The organism is Streptomyces sp. NPDC002499 (genome assembly GCF_053595415.1).
The window spans coordinates 277,474-302,742 of sequence record NZ_JBSFXO010000011.1 but is presented as its reverse complement, the minus strand read 5'-3'; the positions used below and the strand labels follow the sequence as shown (position 1 = coordinate 302,742).

General features: G+C 72.2%; 22 protein-coding genes. 5 read left to right on the top strand and 17 right to left on the bottom strand.

Features of this window, described 5'->3' with window-relative positions; genetic code table 11:
• Positions 1–4 precede the first annotated feature (4 nt).
• Positions 5–976 carry a non-homologous end-joining DNA ligase gene (gene ligD / locus ACWD5F_RS30970; RefSeq protein WP_451259356.1) on the bottom strand — a complete coding sequence of 324 codons (972 nt, stop codon included), beginning with the start codon at positions 974–976 and terminating at the stop codon, positions 5–7.
• Positions 973–2,841: a transketolase gene (locus tag ACWD5F_RS30965; protein ID WP_451259354.1), complete on the bottom strand. Its 1,869-nt coding sequence runs from the start codon at positions 2,839–2,841 to the stop codon at positions 973–975. The genes ligD and ACWD5F_RS30965 overlap by 4 nt, the downstream gene beginning before the upstream one ends.
• Positions 2,842–3,098: 257 nt before the next feature.
• Between ACWD5F_RS30965 and ACWD5F_RS30960 the strand changes: the two genes are divergently transcribed.
• Positions 3,099–3,446 (top strand): VOC family protein, encoded by a 348-nt coding sequence (locus ACWD5F_RS30960; protein WP_124001755.1) that lies wholly within the window; start codon positions 3,099–3,101, stop codon positions 3,444–3,446.
• A gap of 28 nt (positions 3,447–3,474) precedes the next feature.
• Here ACWD5F_RS30960 and ACWD5F_RS30955 read toward each other — a convergent pair whose 3' ends face one another.
• The gene (locus ACWD5F_RS30955) at positions 3,475–5,430 is read right to left on the bottom strand and encodes a DUF5107 domain-containing protein (protein ID WP_451259352.1); all 1,956 of its coding nucleotides are present in this window, start codon (positions 5,428–5,430) and stop codon (positions 3,475–3,477) included.
• A 167-nt stretch (positions 5,431–5,597) separates the two neighbouring features.
• Between ACWD5F_RS30955 and ACWD5F_RS30950 the strand changes: the two genes are divergently transcribed.
• Entirely contained in the window at positions 5,598–5,945 is a 348-nt protein-coding gene (locus tag ACWD5F_RS30950; protein WP_451259350.1) for a DUF6204 family protein, read from the top strand.
• Here the strand turns inward: ACWD5F_RS30950 and ACWD5F_RS30945 are convergent.
• The 9 genes from ACWD5F_RS30945 to ACWD5F_RS30905 all read right to left on the bottom strand — a co-directional run bounded on the left by ACWD5F_RS30945 (position 5,917) and on the right by ACWD5F_RS30905 (position 13,841).
• A complete protein-coding gene (locus tag ACWD5F_RS30945) occupies positions 5,917–6,504 on the bottom strand; it encodes a GNAT family N-acetyltransferase (protein WP_451259348.1) in 588 nt (195 codons plus the stop codon). The two genes, ACWD5F_RS30950 and ACWD5F_RS30945, sit on opposite strands and share 29 nt — an antisense overlap.
• Positions 6,505–6,523: 19 nt before the next feature.
• Positions 6,524–6,769: a LapA family protein gene (locus tag ACWD5F_RS30940; RefSeq protein WP_401718490.1), complete on the bottom strand. Its 246-nt coding sequence runs from the start codon at positions 6,767–6,769 to the stop codon at positions 6,524–6,526.
• 130 nt (positions 6,770–6,899) lie between these two features.
• Entirely contained in the window at positions 6,900–7,823 is a 924-nt protein-coding gene (locus ACWD5F_RS30935; RefSeq protein ID WP_451259346.1) for a S66 peptidase family protein, read from the bottom strand.
• On the bottom strand, positions 7,820–9,772 hold the full coding sequence (locus ACWD5F_RS30930; protein WP_451259344.1) for a dipeptidyl-peptidase 5: 1,953 nt from the start codon (positions 9,770–9,772) through the stop codon (positions 7,820–7,822). Before ACWD5F_RS30930 ends, ACWD5F_RS30935 begins: the two co-directional genes overlap by 4 nt.
• A gap of 16 nt (positions 9,773–9,788) precedes the next feature.
• Positions 9,789–11,093, bottom strand: a complete 1,305-nt coding sequence (locus tag ACWD5F_RS30925) for a M20/M25/M40 family metallo-hydrolase (RefSeq protein WP_451259342.1) — start codon at positions 11,091–11,093, stop codon at positions 9,789–9,791.
• On the bottom strand, positions 11,086–11,919 hold the full coding sequence (locus ACWD5F_RS30920) for a M55 family metallopeptidase (protein WP_451259340.1): 834 nt from the start codon (positions 11,917–11,919) through the stop codon (positions 11,086–11,088). Before ACWD5F_RS30920 ends, ACWD5F_RS30925 begins: the two co-directional genes overlap by 8 nt.
• 71 nt (positions 11,920–11,990) lie before the next feature.
• A complete protein-coding gene (locus ACWD5F_RS30915; protein WP_451259338.1) occupies positions 11,991–12,497 on the bottom strand; it encodes a MarR family winged helix-turn-helix transcriptional regulator in 507 nt (168 codons plus the stop codon).
• 60 nt (positions 12,498–12,557) lie between these two features.
• Positions 12,558–12,971, bottom strand: a complete 414-nt coding sequence (locus ACWD5F_RS30910; RefSeq protein ID WP_451259336.1) for a DUF6069 family protein — start codon at positions 12,969–12,971, stop codon at positions 12,558–12,560.
• 108 nt (positions 12,972–13,079) lie between these two features.
• The gene (locus ACWD5F_RS30905) at positions 13,080–13,841 is read right to left on the bottom strand and encodes a dienelactone hydrolase family protein (RefSeq protein WP_451259334.1); all 762 of its coding nucleotides are present in this window, start codon (positions 13,839–13,841) and stop codon (positions 13,080–13,082) included.
• Between the two features lie 96 nt (positions 13,842–13,937).
• On the opposite strand from ACWD5F_RS30905, the gene ACWD5F_RS30900 reads away from it, so the two are divergent.
• The 3 genes from ACWD5F_RS30900 to ACWD5F_RS30890 all read left to right on the top strand — a co-directional run bounded on the left by ACWD5F_RS30900 (position 13,938) and on the right by ACWD5F_RS30890 (position 17,377).
• Positions 13,938–14,531, top strand: a complete 594-nt coding sequence (locus tag ACWD5F_RS30900; protein ID WP_451259332.1) for a TetR/AcrR family transcriptional regulator — start codon at positions 13,938–13,940, stop codon at positions 14,529–14,531.
• 180 nt (positions 14,532–14,711) lie between these two features.
• Entirely contained in the window at positions 14,712–15,251 is a 540-nt protein-coding gene (locus tag ACWD5F_RS30895) for a hypothetical protein (RefSeq protein ID WP_451259330.1), read from the top strand.
• Positions 15,248–17,377, top strand: coding sequence for a hypothetical protein (locus tag ACWD5F_RS30890; protein ID WP_451259328.1), 2,130 nt, complete (start codon positions 15,248–15,250; stop codon positions 17,375–17,377). Before ACWD5F_RS30895 ends, ACWD5F_RS30890 begins: the two co-directional genes overlap by 4 nt.
• A 96-nt stretch (positions 17,378–17,473) precedes the next feature.
• On the opposite strand, the gene ACWD5F_RS30885 is transcribed toward ACWD5F_RS30890, so the two are convergent.
• From ACWD5F_RS30885 to ACWD5F_RS30865, 5 genes are all read right to left on the bottom strand, one after another.
• Positions 17,474–18,415: an SMP-30/gluconolactonase/LRE family protein gene (locus ACWD5F_RS30885; protein ID WP_451259326.1), complete on the bottom strand. Its 942-nt coding sequence runs from the start codon at positions 18,413–18,415 to the stop codon at positions 17,474–17,476.
• 193 nt (positions 18,416–18,608) lie between these two features.
• Positions 18,609–19,334 carry a class I SAM-dependent methyltransferase gene (locus ACWD5F_RS30880; RefSeq protein ID WP_401718457.1) on the bottom strand — a complete coding sequence of 242 codons (726 nt, stop codon included), beginning with the start codon at positions 19,332–19,334 and terminating at the stop codon, positions 18,609–18,611.
• A gap of 156 nt (positions 19,335–19,490) precedes the next feature.
• Positions 19,491–21,950 (bottom strand): SpoIIE family protein phosphatase, encoded by a 2,460-nt coding sequence (locus ACWD5F_RS30875; RefSeq protein WP_451259324.1) that lies wholly within the window; start codon positions 21,948–21,950, stop codon positions 19,491–19,493.
• Positions 21,951–22,155: 205 nt separating this feature from the next.
• Entirely contained in the window at positions 22,156–24,540 is a 2,385-nt protein-coding gene (locus ACWD5F_RS30870) for an MFS transporter (RefSeq protein ID WP_451259322.1), read from the bottom strand.
• 163 nt (positions 24,541–24,703) lie between these two features.
• Positions 24,704–25,147: an SRPBCC family protein gene (locus ACWD5F_RS30865; protein ID WP_401718449.1), complete on the bottom strand. Its 444-nt coding sequence runs from the start codon at positions 25,145–25,147 to the stop codon at positions 24,704–24,706.
• Positions 25,148–25,269 lie beyond the last annotated feature (122 nt).

Here is a 25,269-nt window from a genome sequence, read left to right as displayed (position 1 = left end):
GCGATCACGCGCCGCGCCCCCGTACCGCGTCCAGCCTGCGCCGCGCCGGTCCCAGGGCGCGGCGCCTGCGCATGATCCCGTCCCAGGGGTCGGTGCGGGCCTGTTCCAGGGCGTCGGCGACGGTCCAGCGGCGGGGGCCGAGGCTCGGGTCGTCGAGCTGCGTCCACGCGATGGGCGTGGCCACGGGGGCACCGGGCCGGGCGCGGACGGAGAGCGGGGCGACCGCGGTCTGCGCGTAGGCGTTGCGGCCCACGTCCAGGTAGAGCCGGTGCCCGCGGTCCTTCTTGCGCGCGGCGGTGGTGAGCCGGTCCGGGTGGGCGTCCGCGAGATGGTCGGCGACGTCACGGGCGAAGGCGCGGACCTCGTCGAAGTCGCTCCGGCCGTCGAGGGGCACGATCACGTGCAGCCCCCGTGAGCCGGTGGTCATCAGGGCGGACGGCAGCCTGAGCCGGTCGAGGAGGTCCCCGAGGAGCCAGGCCGCCTCGCGCACGGCGGCGAAGTCGCCGTCGGCCGGGTCGAGGTCGAAGACCAGCCGGTCGGGCAGCTCGATCCGCCCGACCCGGGACAGCCACCGGTGCACGGTGAGACAGGCCTGGTCGGCGAGGTACACGAGGGTGGCGGAGTCGTCGCACACGGTGTGCAGGACGGTCCCGCCCTCCTTGGGCACCTCGACGCGGGTGATCCAGTCCGGGTAGCTCTCCGGGGTGTTCTTCTGCATGAAACGGGGCCCGTCGACGCCGTCCGGATGCCGTTCCAGCATCAGCGGGCGGCCGCGCAGGTGCGGCACCATGAGCGGGGCGGCCGCGCGGTAGTAGTCGACGAGGTCGCCCTTGGTGTACTCCGGCGTCTTCCCGTGGTCCTTCGGGTTCCCGTCGTCCTTCGCCTTGCCGTCGCCGGGGAAGAGCACCTTGCCGGGCCGGTGCACGTCGACCGTGCGGTGTCCGGCCCGGACCCTGCGTATCTCGTCGTCGCTCACCGCACGACCGCCTCCTCGACCAGCAGCCGGCCGGCCGCCGCGATCGACTCGGCGTCGATGCCCGCCGCGTGCAGCTGCTCGGCCGGGGACGCCGAGCCCGGCATCGTCCGCACGGCCAGCCGCACCAGCCGCGGCACCGGCCGCCCGTCGAGGAAGGCGTCCAGGACGGCGTCCCCGAGGCCGCCCTCCTCGTGGTGGTCCTCCACGGTCATCAGGCACCCGGTGTCCTCGGCGGCCCGGCGCAGGGTGACCCGGTCGACGGGCTTGACCGAGTAGAGGTCCACGACCCGGACCGCGATGTCGTACTCCGCCAGCGCGTCGGCGGCGGCCAGCGCCTCGTGGACGGTGACGCCCGCGGCGACGATCGTCAGCCGGTCCCGGTCGGAGGAGCGCAGCACCTTGCTGCCGCCGATCGGGAACTCCTCGTCGGCGCCGTAGATCACCGGGCTCTCGCCGCGCGAGGTGCGCAGATAGCGGACGCCGTCCAGACCCGCCAGCTGCGTGACGAGCCGGGCGGTCTGGTTGGCGTCGCACGGGTACAGCACCGTCGAGCCGTGCACCGCGCGCATCATCGCGAGGTCTTCGAGGCCCATCTGGGAGGGCCCGTCCTGGCCGATCGAGACGCCCGCGTGCGAGCCGACGAGGTTGATGCCGGCCCCGCTGATCGACGCCATCCGCACGAAGTCGTACGCGCGCGTGAGGAACGCCGCGAACGTGGTGGCGTACGGCATCCAGCCGCGTGCGGCGAGTCCCACGGCCGTCGCGACCATCTGCTGCTCGGCGATGTAGCACTCGAAATACCGCTCGGGGTGTTCCTTGGCGAAGAGCTCGGCCTTGGTGGAGTCGCCGACCTCGCCGTCGAGGGCGACGACGTCACCGCGTGCGGTGCCGAGGGCGACGAGCGCCTGCCCGAACGCGTCACGGGTGGCCACGCCCTTGCCGCTCTTGCCCTCATCTCCCTTGTCCCAGCGGGGCAGTTCGAGGACCCCGCCACCGTTGACGGCGTGCAACATCCGTGCGGCGGGCGGCTGTTGCACATGAACCCGGAGCGAACGGGGACCGCCGAGTTCGGCGATCGCCTCCTCGGGATCCGGCAGCGGCTTGCCGTGCAGGCCCTCGCGGTCCTGGACGGAGGCGACGCCCTTGCCCTTGAGGGTGCGCGCGAGGATCACGGTCGGCCGGCCGATCGTCGACTCGGCCTCGCCGTAGGCACGTTCGATCGCCTCGACGTCGTGCCCGTCCACCTCGACGGTGTGCCAGCCGAACGCCTCGAAGCGGCGCGCGTAGGCTTGCAGGTCATGCCCGTGCCGGGTCGGTCCGCGCTGCCCGAGCCGGTTGACGTCGACGATGGCGGTGAGGTTGTCGAGATGCTCGTACGCCGCGTGCTCGGCGGCCTCCCACACCGAGCCCTCGGCGAGCTCGCTGTCCCCGCACAGGACCCACACGCGGTATCCGACGCGGTCCAGGTTCTTGCCGGCCAGCGCGATGCCGACGCCGACGGGCAGCCCCTGGCCGAGCGAGCCGGTGGCCGTCTCGACCCACGGCAGCCTGCGCGGCGTCGGATGCCCTTCCAGCCGGCTGCCCCGGGTACGGAAGGTCAGCAGCTCGGCGTCGTCGATGGCACCGGCCGCCTTGTAGGCGGCGTAGAGAAGCGGCGAGGCATGTCCCTTGGACAGGACGAAACGGTCGTTGCCGGGGTGGGCGGGGCGATCGAAGTCGTAGCGGAAGTGGTTCGCGACGAGTACGGCCATCAGATCGGCGGCGGACATCGAGGACGTCGGGTGTCCGGAGTTCGCGGCCGCGGCCGCCCGCACACTGTCCACGCGCAACTGCTGGGCGAGTTCGGCGAGTTCGGCGGTGTTCATGACTCTCCATCCGTGCGGTCGTCCGGTGCTCGGCCCGTCCGGTACCCGGCGCGGCCGACGCCGACGGCCACGACGCGGAGTCGCCTCGTGGTTCGCCTCCGTAACGGGCGTGCACCTTGGTCCGGACTTCTCCGCGTCCCCCTGGTGCGGGCGGCCAAACGTGCGCGGGGCTCCGGTCCCACGCCGGGCGCACCACGGCCGGATCGATCACGGGAAACGATCTCCCCTCCCGTCCGGTGCGAACTAGGCTCGTCCGCATGGACATTCTGGGAGCCACGCTGCGGATCTGCGTCGACGACCTGGAGGCCGCGGTCCCGTTCTACGAACGGCTCGCGGGCGGCACCGCCCTGCGCTTCGAACGCGCCGGCGTCCAGGTCGCCGCCGTCGGCTGCTTCCTGCTGATGAGCGGCCCGGAGGCCGAGCTGGAAGTGCTGCGCAAGGTCTCCGCGACGATCGCCGTGAAGGACGTCGACGAGGCCAACCGCGTGCTCACCGAACTGGGCGCCCGGGTCGTCGCGGGGCCGGTGGCCACCCCGGCGGGCCGCAACCTGATCGCGATGCATCCGGACGGGGTGGTGTACGAGTACGTGGACCGCAACGTGTAGCGACGCCTCGTCGCGACCACCCCACCCCTCACCCCTCCCGGGGCCGCATCCGGAAGTCGTAGCGCTCCGGCAGCGGCTCCTCGGCGACCTGGGCCCACAGTCGCCCGATGGCCTCCGCGCCCTCCCGCAGGTCGGCGACCTCGAAGTCGGTGTCGAAGACGGCCCGCGCCTCCTCGCGCCGGTCCTCCGCCAGGAGCAGCCCGGCCTCGATCAGCCGGAACCGGCCGCGCTCACGGGTCGCCGGGTGCAGCCGTTCCCAGACGGCGCGCGCCTGTTCGGTACGGCGTACGGCGAGCAGTGCCTCGATCGCCTCGCGGCCCAGCGCGGCCGTGGCCGCCGTCCAGGACGCGCCGGTGTCGCGCCGCTCGTGGCACAGGTCGTCGAAGGCCTCGGTGTACCGGTCGGCGGCCCGCTCGTGGTTGCCGGCCTGCTGGTCGGCGACGGCGAGGCAGCGCAGCAACGGCCAGAGGGACGGGGCGAGTTCGAGGGCCCGCTCCCAACTGCGCACCGCCTGCGCGAAATCGCCGTCGTGCCACTGGGCGACGCCGAGGTGGTACTCGGTGAGCGGGGTGGCGGGCGCGGTCTCCAGCATGTCCCGCCAGTGCCGGGCGACGAGCGTCTCGCCGGGCGGCCGCACCCGGCGCGGGTCGGGCAGGGACCCGGCCCGCAGCAGCTGCCGCCAGGGCTCCTGGTCCTCGCCCAGCGTGCTCTCGTCGAAGGGCGTGCCGGGCAACTTCCAGTCGGTGCGCAGGACTTCGAGCGCGCCCCAGCCGGAGCCGACGGCGAGGATCTCACCGGGTTCGGCGTCGGCGTGCGGCTTCCACGCCTCGTACGCGGCGTCGACGTCGGCACGCGGCAGGACGGCTTCGAGGCGCTCCTCCACCTCGTCGGCGGCGCCCGGGAAGGTCAACTCGTCGGCGCTGCCCGGCGAGTTCAGCGGACCGTACGCCTCCAGCCACGACACCTCGCTCTCCGCGTCCAGTCGCACATGCTCCAACTGCGTGCGCGCGAGCCCGGCCTGGATCTCGCAGTAGCCCCCGGTGCCCGGCTCGGTCAGCCACTCCTGCCAGCGCCGGCCGCCCGTGCCCTTCCCCCAGACGAAGAGCTTGCGTCCCCGCAGCACGTCGGTGGAGGTCTGCACCAGCCCGTTCCCGTCCTCGTCGAGGGCGGCGATCCAGCGCCGCCGCTCGTCGGGCAGGTCGTAGAAGTAGTCGGCGGCGCACGGGAGTTGCTGGATCTCCGGGTGCGCGGGCACGGGCACCTTCCGCAGCCGCCGCTCGTACCCGAACCGCCACGCCTCCCCCGCCGGCACCAGCACCCTGCGCTCCTCGGGCACGGCGATGTTGGACCACCAGTAGGTGGGCACGGGCTTCTCGTGCGGATTACGGACGCGGACACCGACGTAGAGGAAGTCGGAGTCCTCCGGCAGCCAGAGGTCGACCTGGAAGGGGAGGTCGCGCAGGCGTTCCCACTCCCACAGGCGGAGCATCTCGCCGCCGTCGGGGGCGGGGACGCGGGCCGCGTGCAGCGGGGAGACGGCGAGGGTGGTGTGGCCGGTGGCGCCGATGTTCCATTCGATGCCGCCGGAGTACCAGGCGCCGTTGAGGGCGAAGTTGGCGGGCTGGAACACCGGGTTGCGGTACAGGAGTTCACGTCCGGTGGGCTTGTGGAACAGGGAGGCGACCCGGCCGCCGAGGCCGGGGAGCACGGTGGCGCGCAGCCGGTCGTTCTCGATCACGAGGGTGTCGATCTCCCGGGGCGCGCGCTCTCTGCCGTACCCGTCCCGCACGCGCGCGGGCAACAGGCTGCGCAGGGGCGCGAGTCCGGCCTGCCGGGCCATGTCGCACGGCAGGTCGTCCCGGTCCCGTTCCTCGACGCGGTGCACTTCGTCGAGCGGCCGGAGCGGGGGCAAAGGGTTGTCCGGACCGAGGTCCGCTGCGGGCAGGGTGATTACCTCACGTCGGATCGTCGTCACGATCACCATGGAAGCCGCTAGCCGGTGAGCTGGCCAGGGTCCCTGCCGGTCAGGATTGCGCAAAGGCGCCGACCTGCGGGGACGGCGGGACCGGGCGCGCGGAAATTCCGTGGGCAGGGGATCACCGTCGGCATAGGGTCGGGCTTTCGACTACGGCGAAGCGGGAGCGGGAGAGCATGGGCGAGCAGCACACGTACCGGGTGATCGTGCGGGGCACGTGGGACGGGCTGACCGAGCAGGCCCGGGAGCGGCTGCTCGCCGAGGCCGGCGACCACGGCATGACGAGCATGCGGTTCACCGACGAGGGCTCGCTGTCCTACGAGCCGGCGCCGCTCAAGCACTTCTCGATGCGGTTCGTGGTGGTGTCGGACGCGGCGGACGGCGAGGAGATGGCGGGCGCGATCGCCGAGGACCGGGCGGAGACCCTGCTGCGCGGGCTCGGCTACGGCTTCGGGGAGCTGAAGTCGACCGTCACCGACCTCGACACCATGAAGATCAACCGGAAGCCCGCATCTCGGCGGTGAGCGCCCAGCGCTCGTGGTCCCGCCAGGCGCCGTCGATGTAGATCATGTTCGGCGAGAAGCCCTCCAGGCGGAATCCGCAGGAGCGGGCCAGGGCGATCGAGGCGGCGTTGCCGGGCTGCGCGTTGATCTCCAGGCGGTGCAGCCGCATCGGCCCGAAGGCGTACGTCACGACGAGTTCGAGGCCCGCGCGCATCAGCCCGCGCCCGGCGGCGTGCGCGAAGGCGCCGTAGCCGAGCGCGCCGCACTGGAAGCCGCCCTCGACGATGTTGTTGATGTTGATGAACCCGGCGATGGCCCCGTCGGCGCGCCCCGTCTCCCCGCCGTCGGCCGCCGCGTCGCTCTTCTCGCAGACCAGGAACCCGGCCTTGGTCGGGTCCTTGATCAGCCGGTTCGCGTAGGCGAGGTACCCGTCGGAGCTGTCCGGCGGGAACAGCCACGGCTGGTGCAGGTCCTTGCTCTCCCGGGCCCGGGCGGTGAACTCGGCACCGTCGTCGTAGGCGAAGTGACGTATGCCCACGCGGGGGCCTTCGGCGAGGTAGCGGGACGCGGTGTGCGGCATCCCGACACCCTACGACGGGTCAGTCCCTGCGCCTCATGAAATACGCCCCGCACAGGGCGCCGATGAGCCCCGTGGCCAGCAGCGCCATCCACAGCGGCAGCGTGACCTCGGGGATCAGCAGGCGGATCTTGGTGTCGCGGGTGTTCTCGAAGATGAAGATCAGGGCGAGGACGGCGAGCAGGACGACGACGACCCGGGCGGGCGTCATCACCTGTCTGACCCGGCCCCCGCTCTTGGCACCGTGCTCAGAAGTCTTCGTGCTCATGGCACCAGGGTGCGCCCGAAGCGGCCGTCACGCACGGTGAGGCCGCCCGCCGGGTGACCGGTCCGCCGATCACATTCGCCGCACATCCCGTCACTCACCGCGACCGCGTGCCACGGCGGGCGCCCGTGGTTCAGCGAAGCGCGGGTTCGTCGAGCGTCAACGTGCCCGTGTCCGCGTCGAGTTCGGCCGCGACCCCGAACGGGATCGTCAACGCCCCCTCGCAGTGCCCGAATCCGAACTCCTCCACGACCGGGACACCGAGCCCGCCGAGCCGGTCGGCGAGCAGGGTGCGCACCTTCTCGTACGGTCCGCACTTCTCCCAGGACCCGAGCAGCACGCCCCGCACTCCGTCGAGCCAGTCCGCGCGCAGGAGTTGGGTGAGACAGCGATCGAGGCGGTACGGCTCCTCGGCCACGTCCTCCAGGCACAGCAGCCCGCCGCGCGCACCCGGGCGGGCGTGCGGGGTGCCCAACTCCCCGGAGAGCAGGGCGAGACAGCCGCCGAGCGTGACGCCCCGCGCCCGGCCCGGGACGAGGGCGGTGCCGCCCGAGGTGATCGTGCGGACCGTCTCCGGCGCGAACAGCGTGGCCTTCAGGTGGTCCTGCGCCCGCGCGCTCTTGATGAAGTCGGCGCCCGCCGCCATCGGACCGTGCAGGGTGACCAGGCCCAGGCGGGTGGCGAACGCCTCGTGCAGCGTGGTGATGTCGCTGAACCCGACGAACACCTTCGGCCCGGCCGCCCGCAGCGCCTCCCAGTCGAGCAGGTCCACCATCCGCTGCGCCCCGAACCCGCCCCGCGCGCACAGCACCGCGTCGACGGACGGGTCGCACCACGCGTCTTGGAGGTCGGCGACCCGGTCCGCGTCCGTACCGGACAGGTAGCCCAACTCCGGGTGCCGGCCAAGCACATGGGGTGCCACCACCGGGTCCAGGTCCCAGCCGCGCAGCACGTCGAGCCCGGCCTGCAGCCGCTCCTCCGGGATGGGGCCGCTGGGTGCGACGACGGCCACGCGGGCGCCGGGGGCGAGTCGGTGCGGCCGTACCAGTTCCCTCACGTGGACAGCTCCTGTGTCGGAATACCTTGGGGGTGCAGCCCGAAGACCTGCGCGTACAGGGAGAGTTCGGACTCCAGCACCCGGATCATGGTCTCCGCGCGCCGGAATCCATGGCCCTCGCCCTCGAAGGTGATGTACGCGTGCGGCACCCCGCGGCCCGCCATCCGCTCCAGGAACCGTTCGCACTGGGCCGGCGGGCAGATCACGTCGTCCAGCCCCTGGAGTAGCAGGAAGGGCACGGTGACCCGGTCGGCGTGTTCGGCGGGCGAGCGTTCCGCGTACCGTCCGGGCACCTCGGCGAGGGGTCCGACGAGGGATTCCAGGTACTGCGACTCGAAGTCGTGGGTCTCCCCGGTGCCCCAGCCGGTCAGGTCGAGGATGGGGTAGATGATCGTGCCGCAGGCGTAGACGTCGGTCGAGGCGAGCGAGGCGGCCGAGGTCCAGCCGCCCGCGCTGCCGCCGCGGATCGCGAGCCGGGCGGGGTCGGCCGTGCCCTCGTAGGCGAGGGCCTGGGCGACGGCCGCGCAGTCCTCGACGTCGACGACCCCCCACTGCTCGCGCAGCCGGTTGCGATACTCCCGGCCGTACCCGGTCGAGCCGCCGTAGTTGACCTCGGCGACACCGATGCCCCGGGAGGTGAAGTAGGCGATCTCCAGGTCGAGGACGAGCGGCACCCGGCTGGTGGGACCGCCGTGCGCCCAGACCACGTAGGGCGGCAGTTCGTCGCCGAGGGACACGCAACCCGGGTTGTGGGGCGGGTAGATGTGCGCGTGGATGTCGCGTCCGGCGGGTCCGGTGAAGGTGCGGATCTGGGGTTCTGGGTAGTACGCCGGGTCGACCGCGTCGTCGTGCTCGGCGCCGATCACCCGGGCCCGGCCGGTGCGGGTGTCCAGCTCCACCACTTCCTGGGCGCTGCGCGGGCTGGCGCCGACGGCGACGACCCGCTCGCCGTGCACGGCGAGGGTGGCCGCGAACTCGGTCCAGGGTCCCGCCGCGTCGACGACCTCGCCGGTCTCGGGGTCGAGGACGCCGAGCGCGGAGGCGCCCCGGCCGTGCACGACGGCGATCAGTCCGCTGTCCAGCGGCGCGAACCAGCGCTGTCCGAGCTTCCACAGCGGCCCGCCGAACTCCTCCTCGCGCGGGCACACGGGGGTGCCGTCGCGGTAGAGGTTCCACCAGCCGCCGCGGTCGCTCGCGTACAGCAGGGAGCCGTCGGGCGCCCAGTCGGCCTGGGCGATGGACTCGTCCGGACCGCCGGCGACGGTGCGCGGCTGCCGCAGGGTGCCGTCCTCGGTGACGTCGGCGACGATCAGTTCGGTGCCGTCCCACGGCATGCGCGGGTGGTCCCAGGCGAGCCAGGCGGCGCGCCGTCCGTCGGGCGAGATCCGGGGGCCGGTGACGAACCGGTGCCGCTCGTCGGTGAGTTCGCGTACCGCGTCCCGGTCCTCGGCCGCCGATCCGTCCAACGGCACCGCGACCAGGACCCGGCGCAGATCGCTGGGTCCCTCGCCGGTGAACTCCTCCAGCACGCACCACACTTCACCGCGGTCCAGTCTCAACTGCGGTTCCGCCCAGCGCAGTCCGCCGCCCACGGAGGACACGGGAGTGAGCGGCCGGGGGTCCCGGTTGGGCTCGTAGCGGTAGAGCCGCTGGTCGGCGAAGTTCACGAACACCACGAGCGGTTCGCCGTCCACCGCGGTCCCGGCCCACGGCCGGCCGCCGTACTCGATGACCCGGCTGCGCACGTTCCACGGGGCCGGGAGCACCGACTCCTCGCGCCCGCCGACGCGCCGCCGCACCAGGGTGCGCCGGCCGCCCTCGGTGGGTCTCGGCTCGGTCCACCAGGCCTCGTCGCCGACGAATCCCACGAACTCGGGCTGCCCGTCGTGCGCGGCGGCGAGCGCCGCGTCGATGGGCGAGGGCCAGGAACCGTACGCCAGGGACTGCACGTTCTCCCCCACCTTGCTAGGCCGTCCGCAGGAAACGGTCGAGGACCCGGACGCCGAAGTGCAGCGCCTCGACCGGGACCCGCTCGTCGACCCCGTGGAACATGGCCTGATAGTCGTAGCCCTCGGGCATCTTCAGCGGGGTGAATCCGTACCCGGTGATGCCGAGGCGTGAGAACTGCTTGGCGTCGGTGCCGCCGGACATGCAGTACGCCACCGGGTGCCCCTCGGGCGCGAACTCCCGGATGGCGGCCCGCATGTTGGCGTACGTCGGTGAGTCGAGCGGTGCTTGGAGGGCCCGCTCGTGGTGGGCGAACTCCCAGTCCACGTAGGGCCCGGTGAGTTGGTCGAGGGTGGCGCGGAACTCGTCCTCGCCGCCCGGGAGGTAGCGCCCGTCGACGTACGCCACGGCCTCCCCCGGGATCACGTTGACCTTGTAACCGGCTTCCAGCATGGTCGGGTTGGCGCTGTTGCGCACGGTGGCCTCGACCAGCTTGGCCGCCGGACCCAGCTTCTCCAGCAGCCCGTCGACGTCGTCGAAGTCGGGCTCGAAGCCGTAGAGCGCGGCGAGGTCGCCCAGGGCCGCCCGTACGGTCGGGGTGAGCCGTGTCGGCCACTCGTGCTCGCCGATCCGGGTGATCGCGGCGGAGAGGCGGGTGACCGCGTTCTCCTTGTTCACCTTGGAGCCGTGCCCGGCCCGCCCGCGCGCGGTCAGCTTCAGCCAGCCCGTGCCCCGCTCGCCGGCCGCGATGGGGTAGATCTGCCGCCCGGTGCCGTCGTGGAAGGTGAAGGCCCCCGACTCACTGACGCCTTCGGTGCACCCCTCGAAGAGCCCCGCGTGCTGATTGGCGAGGAACCCCGACCCGTCGGCGGCGCTCGCCTCCTCGTCGGCGGTGAACGCGATCACGACGTCCCGCCGGGGCCGTACGCCGTTGCGCGCCCAGTCCCGCACGACGGCCAGGATCATGGCGTCCATGTTCTTCATGTCGACCGCGCCGCGCCCCCAGACGACGCCGTCGCGGACCTCCCCGGAAAAGGGGTGCACGGTCCAGTCGTCGGCCTGCGCGGGCACGACGTCCAGATGACCGTGGACGAGCAGCGCGTCGGCGCCGGGCTCGGTCCCCTCGATCCGGGCGACGACGTTCGTCCGCCCCTCGGTGCGTTCCAGCAGCACGGGTTCCAGGCCCGCGCCGGCGAGTTGCTCGGCCGCGTACTCGGCGGCGGGCCGCTCCCGGCAGTCCCCGCCCCCGCGGTTGGTGGTGTCGATGCGGATGAGGTCGGAGGTGAACCGGACGACCTCGTCCAACGCCTGCTGGTCACCCATACTGCTCCTCCACGGCGGCCGAGACGATCGTGGTGACCGCCTTGAAGGTACGAATGCCCTCGTACATGGTCTCGTTGGTGTACGCCACCTTCCGCTCGCCGATCCGCTCCACACCCGGCACCACGGTGGCGGCCATGGCGAGGTGCTCGGCGTCGAACTCGAGCGCGACGGTGAACGGCCCTGCCTGGACCGGTTCCTGACGGACCGCCAGCTGAGCGGCCTCCTTGGCGGCGGCGCGGATGTCGGCGGCGGTTCTGGCCGGCGTGCGGCACACGGCCGCGTAGCGCGAGACGTGGTCCTTGACGGCGACCTTCAGCGCCCCGGGCGCGTAGCCGAGGGCGTCCTCGCAGGCCACGTCGTCGCCGGTGACCAGGACGACGGGGACCCCGTACTCGGCGACGACATGCGCGTTCAGGAGACCTTCGCTGGCGCGTACGTCGTTCAGCCAGACGCCGGTGATGGAGTTGGCGAGGTAGGTGTGGGCGAGGACGCCCTCCATGCCGGCGCCCGCGTGATAGCCGACGAAGGCGATGCCGTCGACGTCCCCGTGCTGCACGCCCTCCACCATGGACAGGGACTTGTGCCGGCCGGTGAGCATCTGGGTGCGCTCGTCGAGGCGTTCGAGGAGCAGGTTGCGCATGGACCAGTGGGCCTCGTTGACCAGGACCTCGTCCGCGCCTCCGTCGTAGAAGCCCCGCACGGCCGCGTCGACGTCGGAGGTGAACATCGAGCGGCACCGCTCCCACTGCGGTGTCCCCGGCAGCACGTCGGCCGGCCAGGTGACGCCCGTGGCACCCTCCATGTCGGCGCTGATCAGGATCTTCATGGTGCGTCACGTTACGCGCCGACGAGGGAACCTGCCACGAAGTGGTGCGGAGGTTCAACCACTTTCCCGTCCTACCGTCGCCGCCAGGGCAGGACCTCCCGGTCGTCCTCGGCCGCGTCCACGCGCTGGAGCGCGGAGTTGATCGCCTCGCCGACCTCCGCGAACTGGCGGACCTGGTCGCGGGTCAGCACGTCGAAGACCGCGCGGCGGACCGCCTCGACATGACCGGGCGCCGCCCGCTCCAGCAGCCGGCGCCCGTCCTCGGTGAGCACGGCGAGTTGGTTGCGCCGGTTCGCGGGGTCGTCACGGCGCTCCACATAGCCGGCCTCCTGAAGGCGGTTCACGGCATGGGTGAGCCGACTCCGGGTGATCCTCAGCCGCTCGGCCAGCTCGGACATCGTCAGGGAACGGTCCGGGAGTTCGGAGAGGTGGGCGAGCAGGATGTAGTCGGTGTGCGGCACCCCCGCCTCCTGCCGCAGCTGCCGGTTCAGGTAGTCGTTGAGCAGCGTCGAGAACTCGACGTAGGCGAGCCAGGCCCGCCGCTCCTCGGCATCGAGCCAGCGTGGGGTCGTGGACATGCGCACACCCTAGTCAGCCGGTGTGTGAAGGCGGGAACCCGCCATCGAGATCACCGCCGGCTACGACAGCGGCATGACCTTGCGGTACGCGAACACCGCGGTCGCCGCGACCGCCACGTGCATCAGGAGCAGCGCCCCGACGCCCCTCATCCCGCCGTCTCCGAAGAGCAGGAAGTCGGGCACGAAGGACACGACGACGAGGGTCGGCACCAGCCACCGCACCAGCGCCTCCGGGTCCTTCGAGACCTTGCGCACGACGGCCCAGCCGACGGCACCCGCCACCACCCCGACAGCCGTCAGGAAGATGTACGAGGACGCCTTCAGCGGCTCGAAGTCATCGGGCGCGCCCGCGGCCAGGGCGAGCAGCGCGATCACCGTGTCCACCACGGAGGCCACCACGATCGCGGCCAGCACACCTCCCGCCACCACGAGCGGACCACGGCGGACGGCGACGGCATCAGAGGCAACGGACATGACCACTCCAGGGAGGGCGGCTGCGGACAGAGACCGGGCAGAGACCCCCAACGGAACGATTGAAGTCTCAAACGAGAGTCTGACCGAGTTCGTTTGAAACTTCAAGGTTCAGAGCGTGCGGTCGAAGAGGTCGAGCAGCGCCGCCCAGTGCCGCTCGGTCGCCTCGACGCCGTACATCGCCGTGTCGGCCTGCGTGAACCCGTGGTGGGCGCCGGTGTAGACCTCGCCGCGATGGCGGACGCCGGCCGCGATGAGGGCCTTGTCGAGGCGGTCGATCTGTTCGGCCGGGTTGGTGGCGTCCTGGTCGGCGTGGCCGAAGTACAGCTCGGCGGTGATGCGGTCGGCGAGCAGGTGGGGGCTGTCGGGAGCGTCGGTGGCGAGATACGCGCCGTGGAAGCCGGCCATCGCGGCGACGCGGTCGGGGTGGGTGCCGGCGGTGCGCAGGGCGAGTCCGGCACCCATGCAGTAGCCCGTGACGCCGGCCGGTCCCGCAGTGGTGAGCGGGGAGTCGGCCAGCCAGTCGAGGTAGGCGTCGGCGTCGCGCATGGCTCCCTCGGGGGTCAGCGACAGCGCGGCCGGACGCAGGGCCGCGAGCAGCTCCGGGCGCTCAACAGGGTTGATGAACGCGGGCAGTTCGACCAGGGGCGCCCGGCCCGCGCGGTAGAAGACGTTCGGCACCAGGACCGTGTAACCGGCACCGGCGAGCCGGTCGGCCATCGCCTTCAGGTGCGGGCGCAGTCCGAAGCCGTCCATGTAGAAGAGGACGGCGGGGTGCGGGGCGCCGTCGTCGGGGGCGGCCAGGTAGGCGTCGGCGGTGCCGTCCCGGGTGGGGATGTCGACGGACGAGCCCTGTACGGGGATGTCGTTCATGATGGTGCGCCTCCATGTCAAATGTGAAACTGAGTGTCACGCTAGCCACCAGGTGTCGGACCCGCAAGCAAGGACCACGGACGTTAGGATCGCCAGGTGAGCGAAGCGGCGCGTGGCAGTACGAGGGAGATCGCCAGGGCGGCTGTGCGTGCCGAACTCACCCGGGTGGCGCTGGAGTTGTTCCGCCGGGACGGGTTCGCCCAGGTCACGCTGGACGACCTCGCGCGCGCGGCCGGGGTCTCCCGCAGCACCTTCCTGCGCTACTTCGGGACCAAGGAGGACGCGGTCCTCGCCGCCTTTGACGGATCCGACCTGCGGCTCGCCGACGCCCTGCGCGCCCGCCCGGCCGACGAGGACGACTGGACGGCGCTGCGCCGGGCCCTGGACACCGCGCTCGTCCGCTACCGGCAGGACCCGGCGGGCTCGCTGGCGACGACCCGGCTGGTCCGGGAGACGCCGGCCCTGCGCGCCCGGAACCTGGAGAAGCAGTACACCTGGCGCCCCGCTCTTGAGGCGGCTCTGGCCGAGCGGGCCGGCGCCGAACGGCCCACGCTCGCCCAGTCGGTGCGCGCGGCCGCCGCCCTGGACTGCCTGAACGTCGCCCTCGACCACTGGCTCGCCTCCGACGGCGAGCTCGACCTGGTGCGACTGCTGGACGAGGCGTTCACGGCACTCGCGGCGCGGCAGTAGGTCGTCGCCTACGGCTCCGAACCGGCCACCCCAGCACCCAACTCCTCCCCCATGGCGTGAACTTGACCTTTTTTGCTGTGCGTTGACAAAGCCCGGGAGCTTGTATTTAGGTAAGCCTTACCTAATTTCGCATCGTCACGCGTCGCTGCGAAACACCGCCGAGAAAGGTGTGCTCCTCGTATGAGAGCCGTTCCCTCCGCACGCACCGCCGTCCGCGCGACCCTCGCCGTCGCCGCCTCCGCCGCGCTGACCCTGAGCCTGGCCGGTTCCGCCTCCGCCGCCACCTCGACCCGCACGGTCACCGACGCGGGTACGACGTACAACCTGTCGCTCACTGCCCCCGCGACGGCCACCGCGACCGGCCAGACGATCACCGTCTCCGGCTCCGGCTACAACACGGGCCAGGGCGTGTACGTCAGCCTCTGCGTGGTCGACGGGGCGCAGGGCGCGAACAAGCCCACCCCCTGTCTCGGCGGCCAGGACGAGTCCGGCACCACCGGCGCCTCGCACTGGGTCAACAACACCTTCGGCGGGCTCTTCGCCAACAGCTCCAAGTTCGGCACGGGCGGCACCTTCAGCGTCTCGATCTTCGTGAAGGCGACCCTGGAGGACGGCAGCGTCTGCGGCGAGGACGTCACCTGCGCCGTGGTCACCCGCGCCGACCACTTCGACAGCGAGGACCGCAAGTACGACGTCCACGTCCCGATCACCTTCCAGTGACGCGCGTCCATCACAGAGGCCCGGCGGCGCTCCTCGGCGCCGCCGCGCTCGTGACCGCCTCGATCGCGACCGGGTCGGCCGCACGGGCCGCCGACACCCCGAGGACCGCGACCGGCCGCGACGGCCAGGAACTCACCGTCTCCGCAACGGCGAACCTGGCCCCCGAGGGCGAGACCGTCCAGGTCACCGGCGCGGGCTACGACGAGACGAAGGGCATCTACGTCGCCCTGTGCAAGGACAACGGCGACGACCGCGTCCCGGGCCCGTGCGTCGGCGGCGCCGACACCGGCGGGGGCGCCGGCGCCTCGAAGTGGATCGTCCCCGACGGCGACCCCAACGAGGGTGAACTCGCCCTCGCCTACGGCCCCGGCGGCACCTTCGACGTCGAACTCGCCGTCCGGGCAAAGGACTCCAACGTCGACTGCGCCCAGGTCGCCTGCTCGGTCGTCACCCGCGTCGACCATCGCGCCACCGGCGACCGGTCCCAGGACGTCCGTATCCCGGTCGTCTTCGCCGGCCAGACCCCGGACGACGGAGGCGACGGCGTCGACGTGCCCGCAGGCACGATCAGTTACGCGAAAACGGCCGAGTTCACCACCGCGGGCCGGCCGCAGGACCTGCTCCTGCATCCCGACTCCGGGAAGCTGTACGTCGGTTCGGCCGACATCCCCGACACGGCCGACGTCAACGAGCGGGGCCTGTACGTCCTCGACGCGACCGACGGCAAGGTGCTCTCGCACATCGCGCAGGCGCCCGGCTCCACCGGCGCCCTCGCCGCCCGCGTCGTCCCGCTGGTCATCGCCCCGCTGACCGGTGACGGCGTGGTCTTCCACTATCCGCTGCGCGGCATCGGCACCGCCAAGGACGGCGACACGGCCGCGCGGGGCGTCTGGCTCGCCGGCGCCACGGTCACCGGCGCCGGTCCCGGCACCGAGGCGGACGCCGTGCTGGTGGCCCAGGGACCCGCCCTGTCCGAGGTCGAGACGGCCACAGGCAAGGTCCGGCGCACGGTCACCCTCGACGGGGGCTCTGCCCTCGGCGTGGACTCCGCGCACGCCGCCGCCTGGTCCGCGGGGGCCTCGGGGGGCCAGCTGCGCCGCGTGGACACCGGCTCCTTCACCGTGACCGCCACGGCCCAACTCCCGGACGCCTACGTCACGTTCCTCGAAGCCGATCCGGTGACCGGCAACGTCTGGGTGGGCAGCGGGACTTCGGTGCTCGTCTTCGACAAGGACGCCAAACTCCTGGCCACCCTGGAGGGTCGGGACCGGCCCACCGCGCTGGCCTTCGACCGGGCGACCGAGCGGGCGTTCGTCCTCCGCGAGGACTTCGGCAACGCCGACGACGGCGCGGACAACGTGGGCTCCCTGGAGGTCTACGACAGCGCGAAGTTGAAGCAGACGATCGAGCCGGTCGCGCTGCCGGGCAGCCGTGCCGATGCGTACGCGGGCGTCGCCGTCGCCCCAGGTGGAGGCACCGTCTACGTCACCGACCAGGCCGAGAGCAAGGTGCTGCGCCTTGACCGGCGGATGTCGCCGAAGGTGCTGCGCGCCCCCGCCGACCGGTCCGCCCAGGCAGGCGACGAGGTCACCTTCGTCGCCACCGCCGAGGGCACCCCGGAGCCGACCGTGCGCTGGCAGGTCAGCGGCGACGAGGGCCGAACCTGGACCGCGGTCGAGGGCGCGACACAGACGTCGTACACCTTCACCGCACGGGCCGAGCAGGACGGTCACCGCTACCGCGCCGAGTTCACCAACGCCGTCGGTACCACCCGCACGACACCGGTCACCCTCACGGTGACCGAGCCGGACGACGGGGGCGACGGCGGGACGGACGGCGGCACGGGGGACCCGGGTGACACCGGCGGCGACGGCGGGACCACGGGTGGCACCGATTCCGGTGGCACCGGCTCGGCCTCCGGATCCGGGGGCGGCGACTCGGGTACGACGACCGGCGGCGCCGGTACCACCACGGGCGGTACCTCCGTCTCCGGGACCACCGGCGCGACCACCTCCGGCGGGAGCCTCGCCTCCACGGGCGTCGGCGCGCTCACCGCCGCCGCACTCGCCGCGGCCCTGGTGGGCACTGGGTGGGCGGCGTACCGCCGCGGACGCGCTGTCAGTTGACCCGTCCGGCCTCGACCGGCCCACCGCCAAAGTGAGTCCGCCCCTCGGCAGCACCGTCCCGAAGGGCGGACTCACCCCGTCACAAGGTCGCTCGCCTCAGATCGACACCGCGACCGCGGTGAACGTCGTCTCCGGCGTCTGCGGGCTGGTGAAGCGGGCGTTGACGAGGTACAGCCGGTCGCCGAACTGCGCGGCCGTGGTGGGCACGTCGAAGCGGGGGTCGGTGATCGTGCGGCGCAACGTGGCCGTCGTGGCCTTGGCGTCGAGGTCGAACACGCTGATCAGGTTGAGGCGGTTCTGGACGACGTACAACGTCCGGCCGATGCGCCAGAGGCCGTCGCCGGCCGCGACCGAGGCCGCGCCGACCAGGGCTATCTCGGTGGCGTACCCGGTCCTGACGCTGACGTTGTAGAGCTTGCCGGGTGTGCTGCTGACGACGATCAGAGAGCGGCCGTCGGGGGCGCCGACGATGCCGTTCGCGTTGTTCACGTCGGGGGTCTGCACCCAGTCGCCGGTGAGCGGGAGTGTGCGGACGCTGCCGTCGCAGCCGCGCGGTACGCCGTAGAGGGCGGCGGCGCGCGAGTCGGTGAACCAGGCGCGGTCGCCGAGCAGGGTGACGTCGTTGATGAAGTGGCCAGTGGCTTCGCTGAGTTGGTGTGTGGCGACGATCTCGCCGGTGCGGGAGTCGTGGACCCGGGCGACTCCGGTGTTGCCGGCGACGTACAGCAGGCCGTCCTGGTCGAGCTTCAGGCCGACGGCGACCTGGCCGGTGGCGCCCGCGTACAGAACCCGGCCCTCGCCGGTGCGCAGGTCGGTGCGGTAGATCGCGCCGTTGGCACGCGAGCCCATGTACGCGTAGGGCTTGCGGCCGATGGCGATGCCCTCGGGGAGCCAGCCGTCGGGGAGGGGGAACTCCGTCGGCCAGGCCGCTCTGGTGCCGGCGGTGGCCGTGCCGGTGCCGGCCGCCACCGCGAGGGTGGCCAGGGCCGCTCCGCCGAGCAGGGCGCGCCGGGAGGGGTGGGGGTGGTTCGGGGTCATGGGCTCGGGCCTCCGTGAGGTGGGGAGTGGGGACGCGGCGAACTCGACAGCTGTACGAACCTTGGGGACCCGATGACCCGGCCTTGGCCGAGGTTTCGAATCCTGTTCGTAGCAAACGAACCGCCGGACGCCGGAGTTCCCCCCGCGCCCCACCCTCACCTCACGGAAGCCGTCCCCTCACGCAGTCGGTCGCTCAGTCCGCGCGACCGGCGACCAGCCACTTCGAGGGCAGCTCGATCCGCCTGCCCTCGGATGTGAACTCGGTGGTGGTGAGCGGGAGTTCGCCGCTCGCGATGATGGTGAGGCCGGCCGAGCGCACGTACGCGGGCACGGCCTCGTCGGACACCTCGCCGGGCGCGATGCCGTGCCGGAAGATCGGCGCGAGCTTGGGCGGCGGCCCCTCGGGGCTCTGCGCCAGGCCCAGCAGCACGGGCTTGGCCCGCTCGGAGAGTTCGACGAGGAAGACCCGGCCGCGCTCGCCGACCAGCGTGGCGATCCCGTCCACCAGAGCCTGGCGGTCCTCCGGGTCGGCCTGGTGGAGGACACCGCGCATGTAGACGTTGGTGTCGCCGAGTTCGGCGTGCAGCGTCTCGGTCTCGTCCTTCTCCATGGCGTCGAGCACGCGGTACGTCGCCTGTCCCGCGGGGTCGGCGCGCCGGGCGTGCTCGACGGCCGCCTCCGACAGGTCGGCGCCGACGACGCGCGGGAAACGGTCGGCGAGGAACCGGGTCTGGGTGCCGTTGCCGCAGCCCAGGTCGACCATGACCAGGCCCGGGTCGGTCACGTACGGTTCGAAGAGCGCCAGGTGGAGTCCGGCGGTCAGGGGCGGTGCCGCGTCCCAGAACACCGCCCCCTGTTCCTCCGGAGCCTCGCGCCAGAAGCCCTCCCAGGCCTCCCGGTAGCGACTCGTCACACTCATGCCCAACTCCCCAGGATGTGAAGGCCGTCCGCCGCAAGTGACGGGCGAGTACGGTCTATCGCGCCCTGGTCATGGCTACAAGCGCGCGGCGCATACCTTCACTCCGCATTCGACGGACGCACTCCCCCTGTGCGCCTCTCGCGCCCCAGACGCCGATCAGCGGCGCGGCAGCGTCAGTTCGAACCAGACCGTCTTGCCGCGCTGCGTCCGGCTGGTGCCCCACTCGCGCGCGAGGGTGCTGACGACGCGCAGGCCGCGCCCGAACTCGTCGGTCCCGCCGGCGCTGAGCAGGTTGGGCAGTTCGTGGTCGTCGTCCTCGACCTCGCACAGCAGGGTGTCGCCGCGCACCAGGCGCAGGGCGACCGGGCGGCCGTGGGAGTGCCGTACGGCGTTGGTGACCAGCTCGCTGACCATCAGCGCGGCGTTGTCGGCGAGTTTGGCGAGCCCCCAGTCATGGAGCTGTTCCCGCACGGCGGTTCGGGCGCGGCCGACCTCGACGGGGTCGAGGGCGAGCCGCCACTCGGCGACGTCCTCGGGCTCCACGCCGTTGAGGCGGGCCATCAGCAGGGCCACGTCGTCCTTGCGGCCGCCCGTGACGTTCAGCGCGCGGATGATCGTGTCGCAGGCCTCGTCCATGGAGGCGGCCGGGTGGGCGGCGGACTCGGAGAGCGCCGCGAGACCCACGCCGATGTCCTCCCCGCGCACCTCCACGAGACCGTCGGTGCACATCACGAGCCGGTCGCCGGGCTCCACGCGCACGCGTACCGCCTCGAACGGCACTCCGCCCACGCCGATCGGCGCTCCGGTCGGCAGGTCGAGCAGCTCGCTGCGGCCGTCCTCGGCACGGACCAGGACGGGTGGGATGTGACCGGCGTTGGCGATGTGCAGTTCGCTCGCGATCGGGTCGTAGACGGCGTACAGACAGGTCGCGAGGTAGGTGTCGCCGAGGCGCTGGGCGAGGTCGTCCAGGTTGCGCAGCAGCTGGGCGGGCGGCAGGTCCAGGGCGGCCATGGTCTCCACGGCCGTCCGCAACTGGCCCATCATCGCGGCCGAGTTGAGGCCGTGCCCCATGACGTCACCGACCACCAGGGCGGTACGGGCGCCGGGCAGCTTGACGGAGTCGAACCAGTCGCCGCCGACCCGTCCCAGGAGCGTGCCGGGCAGGTAGCGGGTGGCGATGTCGCAGCCCGCCATGCGCGCGGGGATGACCGGCAGCATGCTGTCCTGGAGCGTCTCGGCGACGTTCTCCTGGTAGGTGTACATGCGCGCGTTGTCGAGCACGAGGCCCGCGCGGGCGGCGAGTTCGGCGCCGGTGACCCGGTCCATGTCGTTGAAGACGGGCCGCTCCGGGTGGCGCAGCAGGATCATGAACCCGAGCACCACGTTGCGGGCTTTGAGCGGTACGACCAGCATCGAGCGGTTGGTGATCAGCGGCCGGATGTCCCGCTTCTCGAACTGCGAGGCGATGGCGTGGCCCATCTCCTCGCTGATCCGCGGCACCAGGACGGGCTCGCCGCTGGTCATGCACTGGAAGAACGGCGTGTGCGCCGGGAACGGCATGGCCTCGCCGACCGGCACGACGTCGTCCCAGCGGCCCGGTTCGTCGGTGTGTTCGAGGGCGACCCGGTGCCACATGGTGGTCGTGTCGGGCACGCCGTCGGGGAACCCCTCGCCCGCGACGACCTGTTCGCGCAGATAGGTGCCGGCCACGTCCGTGAAGCGCGGCACGACGGCTCTGCTGACCTCGACGATCGTGCGGGTCAGGTCGAGGGAGGTGCCGATGCGGCCGCTGACCTCGTTCAGGAACTCCAGGTGTTCGCGGACGGCCGCGTACTCCAGGTCCTCGGCCTCGTCGGCGGCCTCCTGCGGCGTGGGCAGCCCCTCGGCCACCGCCCGGGCCGCCAGTTCCCGCCGGGCCCTGCGCTCCGCGCGCCGGGGCACGCCCCAGTCGGGGGTGACGGGCACCCGGTCGTTCTGGCTGAACTCCAGTACGGGATAACCCAGTTCGAGGATCTGCGCGACGATGCGGGCGCTTTCGTCGACGCTCATGCTGGGCAGGATCTCGGGCAGCCGGCCGGCCAGCTCCTGGGCGCCGGGGAAGTCGGTGTGCAGGGCGAAGCCGGGCGCGATCCGCTCGTACGCCATGTCGTGCTCGGGGTCGTCGGGCCGCAGTCCGCCGGTGTCCGCGCCGAGCACGAGCAGCCGCTCCTTGCCCGGGCCCACCAACGGGTAGGCCCACCACAGGACATCGACGCGGTCCCGCTCGGGGACGGTGAGCCGGGCGCGGCCCGCGGCCGGATAGGAGAGCCCGCCGTCGAGGGAGGACTCCAGGCCGGGGCCGAGTCCGTCGTAGTCGGCGTACGTCCCGTACGGCGTGACGTCCTGCTCCTCGGGCAGCGCGCCGGAGACGGGCAGCAGATCGACCGCCGGATGTCCGATCGCGTCCTCCTTGGGGACGCCGAAGAGACGGCGTGCGCCAGTGCTCCAGTGGGACACGAGGCCGTCGCGGTCGACCACGACCACGGCCAGCGGCACACGGCCGACCGCGGTGTCCTCCACCGCTCCGCCCCCGGCTCCGCGGCTGGGAGGTGCTTCCCTCTCGGTGCCACGGTCCATGACCCAGGCCCTCTTTCCCCACGGCTCCGCAAGATCTGTCCGCCGTCACCACCGTACGGCGCCCTCAGGTGGTGATGTGCGGCAACGGGGGAATTGGTGGCACGCGGGCGCACCGTTTCGGGGCCGCACGCCGGACGGACGCGCCGGGGGCGCTCAACCCCCGCGCCCGTCCGGCCGGTTCGGTCGCCCCCTGGATCCGTGGGCCTCAGTCCTCGTGTCCCAGTTGCAGGTCCCGCTCGGTGCGGCCGCCGCCGGCGACCTGGAGCACGGTGGCGACCGGCGGGTAGCCGGCGGCGATCACGGTGTACTCGCCGGAGGACAGGTCGACGAACCGGAACGTTCCGTCGGGTCCCGTGGTGAGCGTGTCCACGACGTTGCCGGCCGCGTCGAGCAGCGTCACGCGCGCGTCCTCGACGGGCCGTCCGCCGCTGGCCCGCACCGTGCCGCGCAGCACGGCACCACCGGCGAGTTCGATGTCCTGGCGGGTCTCCCGGGAGGACTGGACGCTGACCGGCAGGGCGGCCGGGCGGAACGCGGGGGCGCTGGCGGCGAGGGTGTACTCGCCGGCCACCAACTCGGTGATGACGTAGCCGCCCTCGCGCCCGCTGCGGGTGCTCGCCACGACCTCGCCGTGCACGTTGGTGAGGGTGACGGCCGCCTCGCGCACGGGTGTTCCGTCGGCGGTGACCACGCTGCCCGCGAGGCGTCCGGCGCCGCCGAGGACGACGTCGAGTTCGACGGGACGCTCGCCGACGGTGACGGAGACCGCCTGCGGCTGATGGCCGCCGGCCGCGGCGATCAGGACGTACGCCCCCGACCCGGGCGTGGACAGCGCGTACCGCCCGTCCTCGCCGCTCGCGCCCCGCCCGATCTGCTGCCCGGTCACGTCGATGAGCGTGAGCGCGGCCCGCGGTACGACGGTCCCGTCCGGGTGCTGCACCGTGCCGCAGACCGGGATTCCGGCCGCGTAGGACGAACGGGCCTGCGGGATCGGGGCGTTCACCGGCGCGGTCTCGGTTTCGGCGGCGTTGTGGGACACCAGCGGTTTCTCCTTGAGAAAGAAGGCGATGAGCAGGCCGAGGACGAGCACCGGCACGAGGTAGAGGAAGATCCGGGGCATCGCGTCGGCGTAGGCCGCGATGTAGTCGTCGCGCAGGGCCGGGGGCAGCGCGTGGACGAGCTGCGGGGTGAGGGACTCCGGGTCGGGCAGCTGGGATCCCGCGCGCGTGGAGAGCCGCTCGGCGAGGGAGTCGGCGAGCCGGTCGGCGAAGAGCGTGCCGAAGATCGCGGCGCCGACGTTGCCGCCGATCTGCCGGAAGTAGTTGTTGGCGCTGGTGGCGGTGCCGAGGTCGGCGGGGCGCACGGAGTTCTGCACGGCCAGCACGAGCACCGGCATCACCATGCCGATGCCCGCGCCGAGAACGGCCATCCAGAGGCTGTACTGCAGCCGGGACGTGTCGACTTCGAGGCGCGACAGCAGCCACATGCCGACGGCGGACAGGGCGCTGCCGAGGACGGGGTAGATCCGGTAGTGCCCGGTGTGGGTGATGAGCTGTCCGGCGATGATCGAGGCGCCGACGATGCCGCCCATCATGGGCAGCATCAGCAGGCCCGACTCGGTGGCGGTGGCCCCGTCGACCATCTGCAGGAAGGTCGGCAGATAGCTGGCCGCGCCGAACAGCGCGACGCCGATCACCAGGCCCACCAGACCGGTGACGTTGAAGACGGAGTCCCTGAACAGCCGCAGCGGGATGAGGGGTTCGGCCGCGAAGTGCTCGGCGACCAGGAAGAGCACGGCGGCGGCCACGGCACCCGCGGCGAGCCCGAGGATGACCCGCGAGTCCCAGGCGTACTCGGTGCCGCCCCAACTGGTCAGCAGGACAAGGCAGGTGGAGGCCGCGGCGAGCAGGAGCGCGCCGAGGATGTCGAGGCGCGGCTTGGTCTTCGGCTTCGGGAGCTTGAGGACGACGGTGACGACGGCCAGGGTGAGGAGGCCGAAGGGCACGTTGAAGTAGAAGCACCAGCGCCAGGCGAGGTGGTCGGTGAAGTAGCCGCCGAGCAGCGGTCCGGCGACCGAGGCGAGGCCGAAGGCGGCGCCGATCAGGCCCATGAAGCGGCCGCGCTGCCGGGGCGGCACGATGTCCGCGATGATCGCCTGGACACCGATCATGAGGCCGCCTGCGCCGACGCCCTGGACCGCGCGGAAGGCGATGAGCTGGTCCATGGTCTGCGCCCGGCCGGCGAGCGCGGAGCCGATGACGAAGACGACGATGGCGAACTGGAAGACGCCCTTGCGGCCGAGCAGGTCGCCGAGCTTGCCGTAGATCGGCAGTCCGATGGTGGAGGTGAGCAGATAGGCGGTGATCGCCCAGGACATCTTGTCCAGGCCGTGCAGCTCACCGACGATCTTCGGGAGCGCGGTGGCGACGATCATCTGCTCGAGGGCCGCGAGGAGCAGCGCGAGCATCAGCCCGAGGAAGACCAACCGGACCCGGCGCGGGCTCAGTTCGGCGCCACCGGCGGCCGCGGGGAGGCGGCTCTCCACAGCCGCCACGACCGGTTCGTCCCGCACCAGAGTCGTCCCGCCCACCTACCGCTCCCCTCGTCGCACTGCCGCACAATTCCCGCTTAAGGCGACAACTGCGAGCAAGCACGACGAGTTACGGCAGAACGGCTCGACGGGTGGAGATCCACTCGAACCGGTGAGGGTCGTCAACGCCCCCGGAACGCCGGGGACTTGCCCGATACAGGGCCTACTTCTCGACCTCGACGGCCAGCTTGTCCAGGATCGCGTCGTAGATCCGGCCGAGGCCCTTGGGTGCGAACGTCTTCTCGAAGAAGCCGCCGATGCCGCCGGCGCCGTTCCAGACGGTGCTCACGACGACCCGGGACTTGCCCTCGCCGGCCGGGGTGACCCGCCAGGTGGTGACCATCGAGGAGTTGCGGTCCTTCTCGACGAGTTCGCCGTCGGTGGGCTCGCTCACCTCCAGGAGGCAGTCCCGGACGCGCTTGCTGGTCGCCTGGAGCTTCCAGTGGACGAGGGTGCCCTCGCCGTCGCCGCCCTCACGTACCTCGTACTCGCTGAACTGCTCGGGCAGCACCTTCGCGCGCGTGCCGCTGTAGTCGGCGAGCGCGTCGAACACCGTCTCCGCGTCCGCCGCGACGATGCGCTCCGTAGTGGCCTCGACCTGCGCCATCGATTTCCTCCAGGACCTGGGTTCTCGGTGTCGGGGCCAGCCAACCACCCCCGCGCACGGCCGCCCAAATCGGGGGCCCGGGGCCTTCGAGGCGATCGGGAATGACACTTGCACAGTAATTC

What these genes read in the sequence shown, in the direction of transcription:
- ACWD5F_RS30965 (WP_451259354.1), bottom strand. Translation starts at nt 2,841, where the DNA reads ATGAACACCGCCGAACTCGCCGAACTCGCCCAGCAGTTGCGCGTGGAC.
- ACWD5F_RS30960 (WP_124001755.1), top strand. Translation starts at nt 3,099, where the DNA reads ATGGACATTCTGGGAGCCACGCTGCGGATCTGCGTCGACGACCTGGAG.
- ACWD5F_RS30955 (WP_451259352.1), bottom strand. Translation starts at nt 5,430, where the DNA reads ATGGTGATCGTGACGACGATCCGACGTGAGGTAATCACCCTGCCCGCA.
- ACWD5F_RS30950 (WP_451259350.1), top strand. Translation starts at nt 5,598, where the DNA reads ATGGGCGAGCAGCACACGTACCGGGTGATCGTGCGGGGCACGTGGGAC.
- ACWD5F_RS30945 (WP_451259348.1), bottom strand. Translation starts at nt 6,504, where the DNA reads ATGCCGCACACCGCGTCCCGCTACCTCGCCGAAGGCCCCCGCGTGGGC.
- ACWD5F_RS30940 (WP_401718490.1), bottom strand. Translation starts at nt 6,769, where the DNA reads ATGAGCACGAAGACTTCTGAGCACGGTGCCAAGAGCGGGGGCCGGGTC.
- ACWD5F_RS30925 (WP_451259342.1), bottom strand. Translation starts at nt 11,093, where the DNA reads ATGGGTGACCAGCAGGCGTTGGACGAGGTCGTCCGGTTCACCTCCGAC.
- ACWD5F_RS30920 (WP_451259340.1), bottom strand. Translation starts at nt 11,919, where the DNA reads ATGAAGATCCTGATCAGCGCCGACATGGAGGGTGCCACGGGCGTCACC.
- ACWD5F_RS30915 (WP_451259338.1), bottom strand. Translation starts at nt 12,497, where the DNA reads ATGTCCACGACCCCACGCTGGCTCGATGCCGAGGAGCGGCGGGCCTGG.
- ACWD5F_RS30910 (WP_451259336.1), bottom strand. Translation starts at nt 12,971, where the DNA reads ATGTCCGTTGCCTCTGATGCCGTCGCCGTCCGCCGTGGTCCGCTCGTG.
- ACWD5F_RS30905 (WP_451259334.1), bottom strand. Translation starts at nt 13,841, where the DNA reads ATGAACGACATCCCCGTACAGGGCTCGTCCGTCGACATCCCCACCCGG.
- ACWD5F_RS30895 (WP_451259330.1), top strand. Translation starts at nt 14,712, where the DNA reads ATGAGAGCCGTTCCCTCCGCACGCACCGCCGTCCGCGCGACCCTCGCC.
- ACWD5F_RS30885 (WP_451259326.1), bottom strand. Translation starts at nt 18,415, where the DNA reads ATGACCCCGAACCACCCCCACCCCTCCCGGCGCGCCCTGCTCGGCGGA.
- ACWD5F_RS30880 (WP_401718457.1), bottom strand. Translation starts at nt 19,334, where the DNA reads ATGAGTGTGACGAGTCGCTACCGGGAGGCCTGGGAGGGCTTCTGGCGC.
- ACWD5F_RS30875 (WP_451259324.1), bottom strand. Translation starts at nt 21,950, where the DNA reads ATGGACCGTGGCACCGAGAGGGAAGCACCTCCCAGCCGCGGAGCCGGG.
- ACWD5F_RS30865 (WP_401718449.1), bottom strand. Translation starts at nt 25,147, where the DNA reads ATGGCGCAGGTCGAGGCCACTACGGAGCGCATCGTCGCGGCGGACGCG.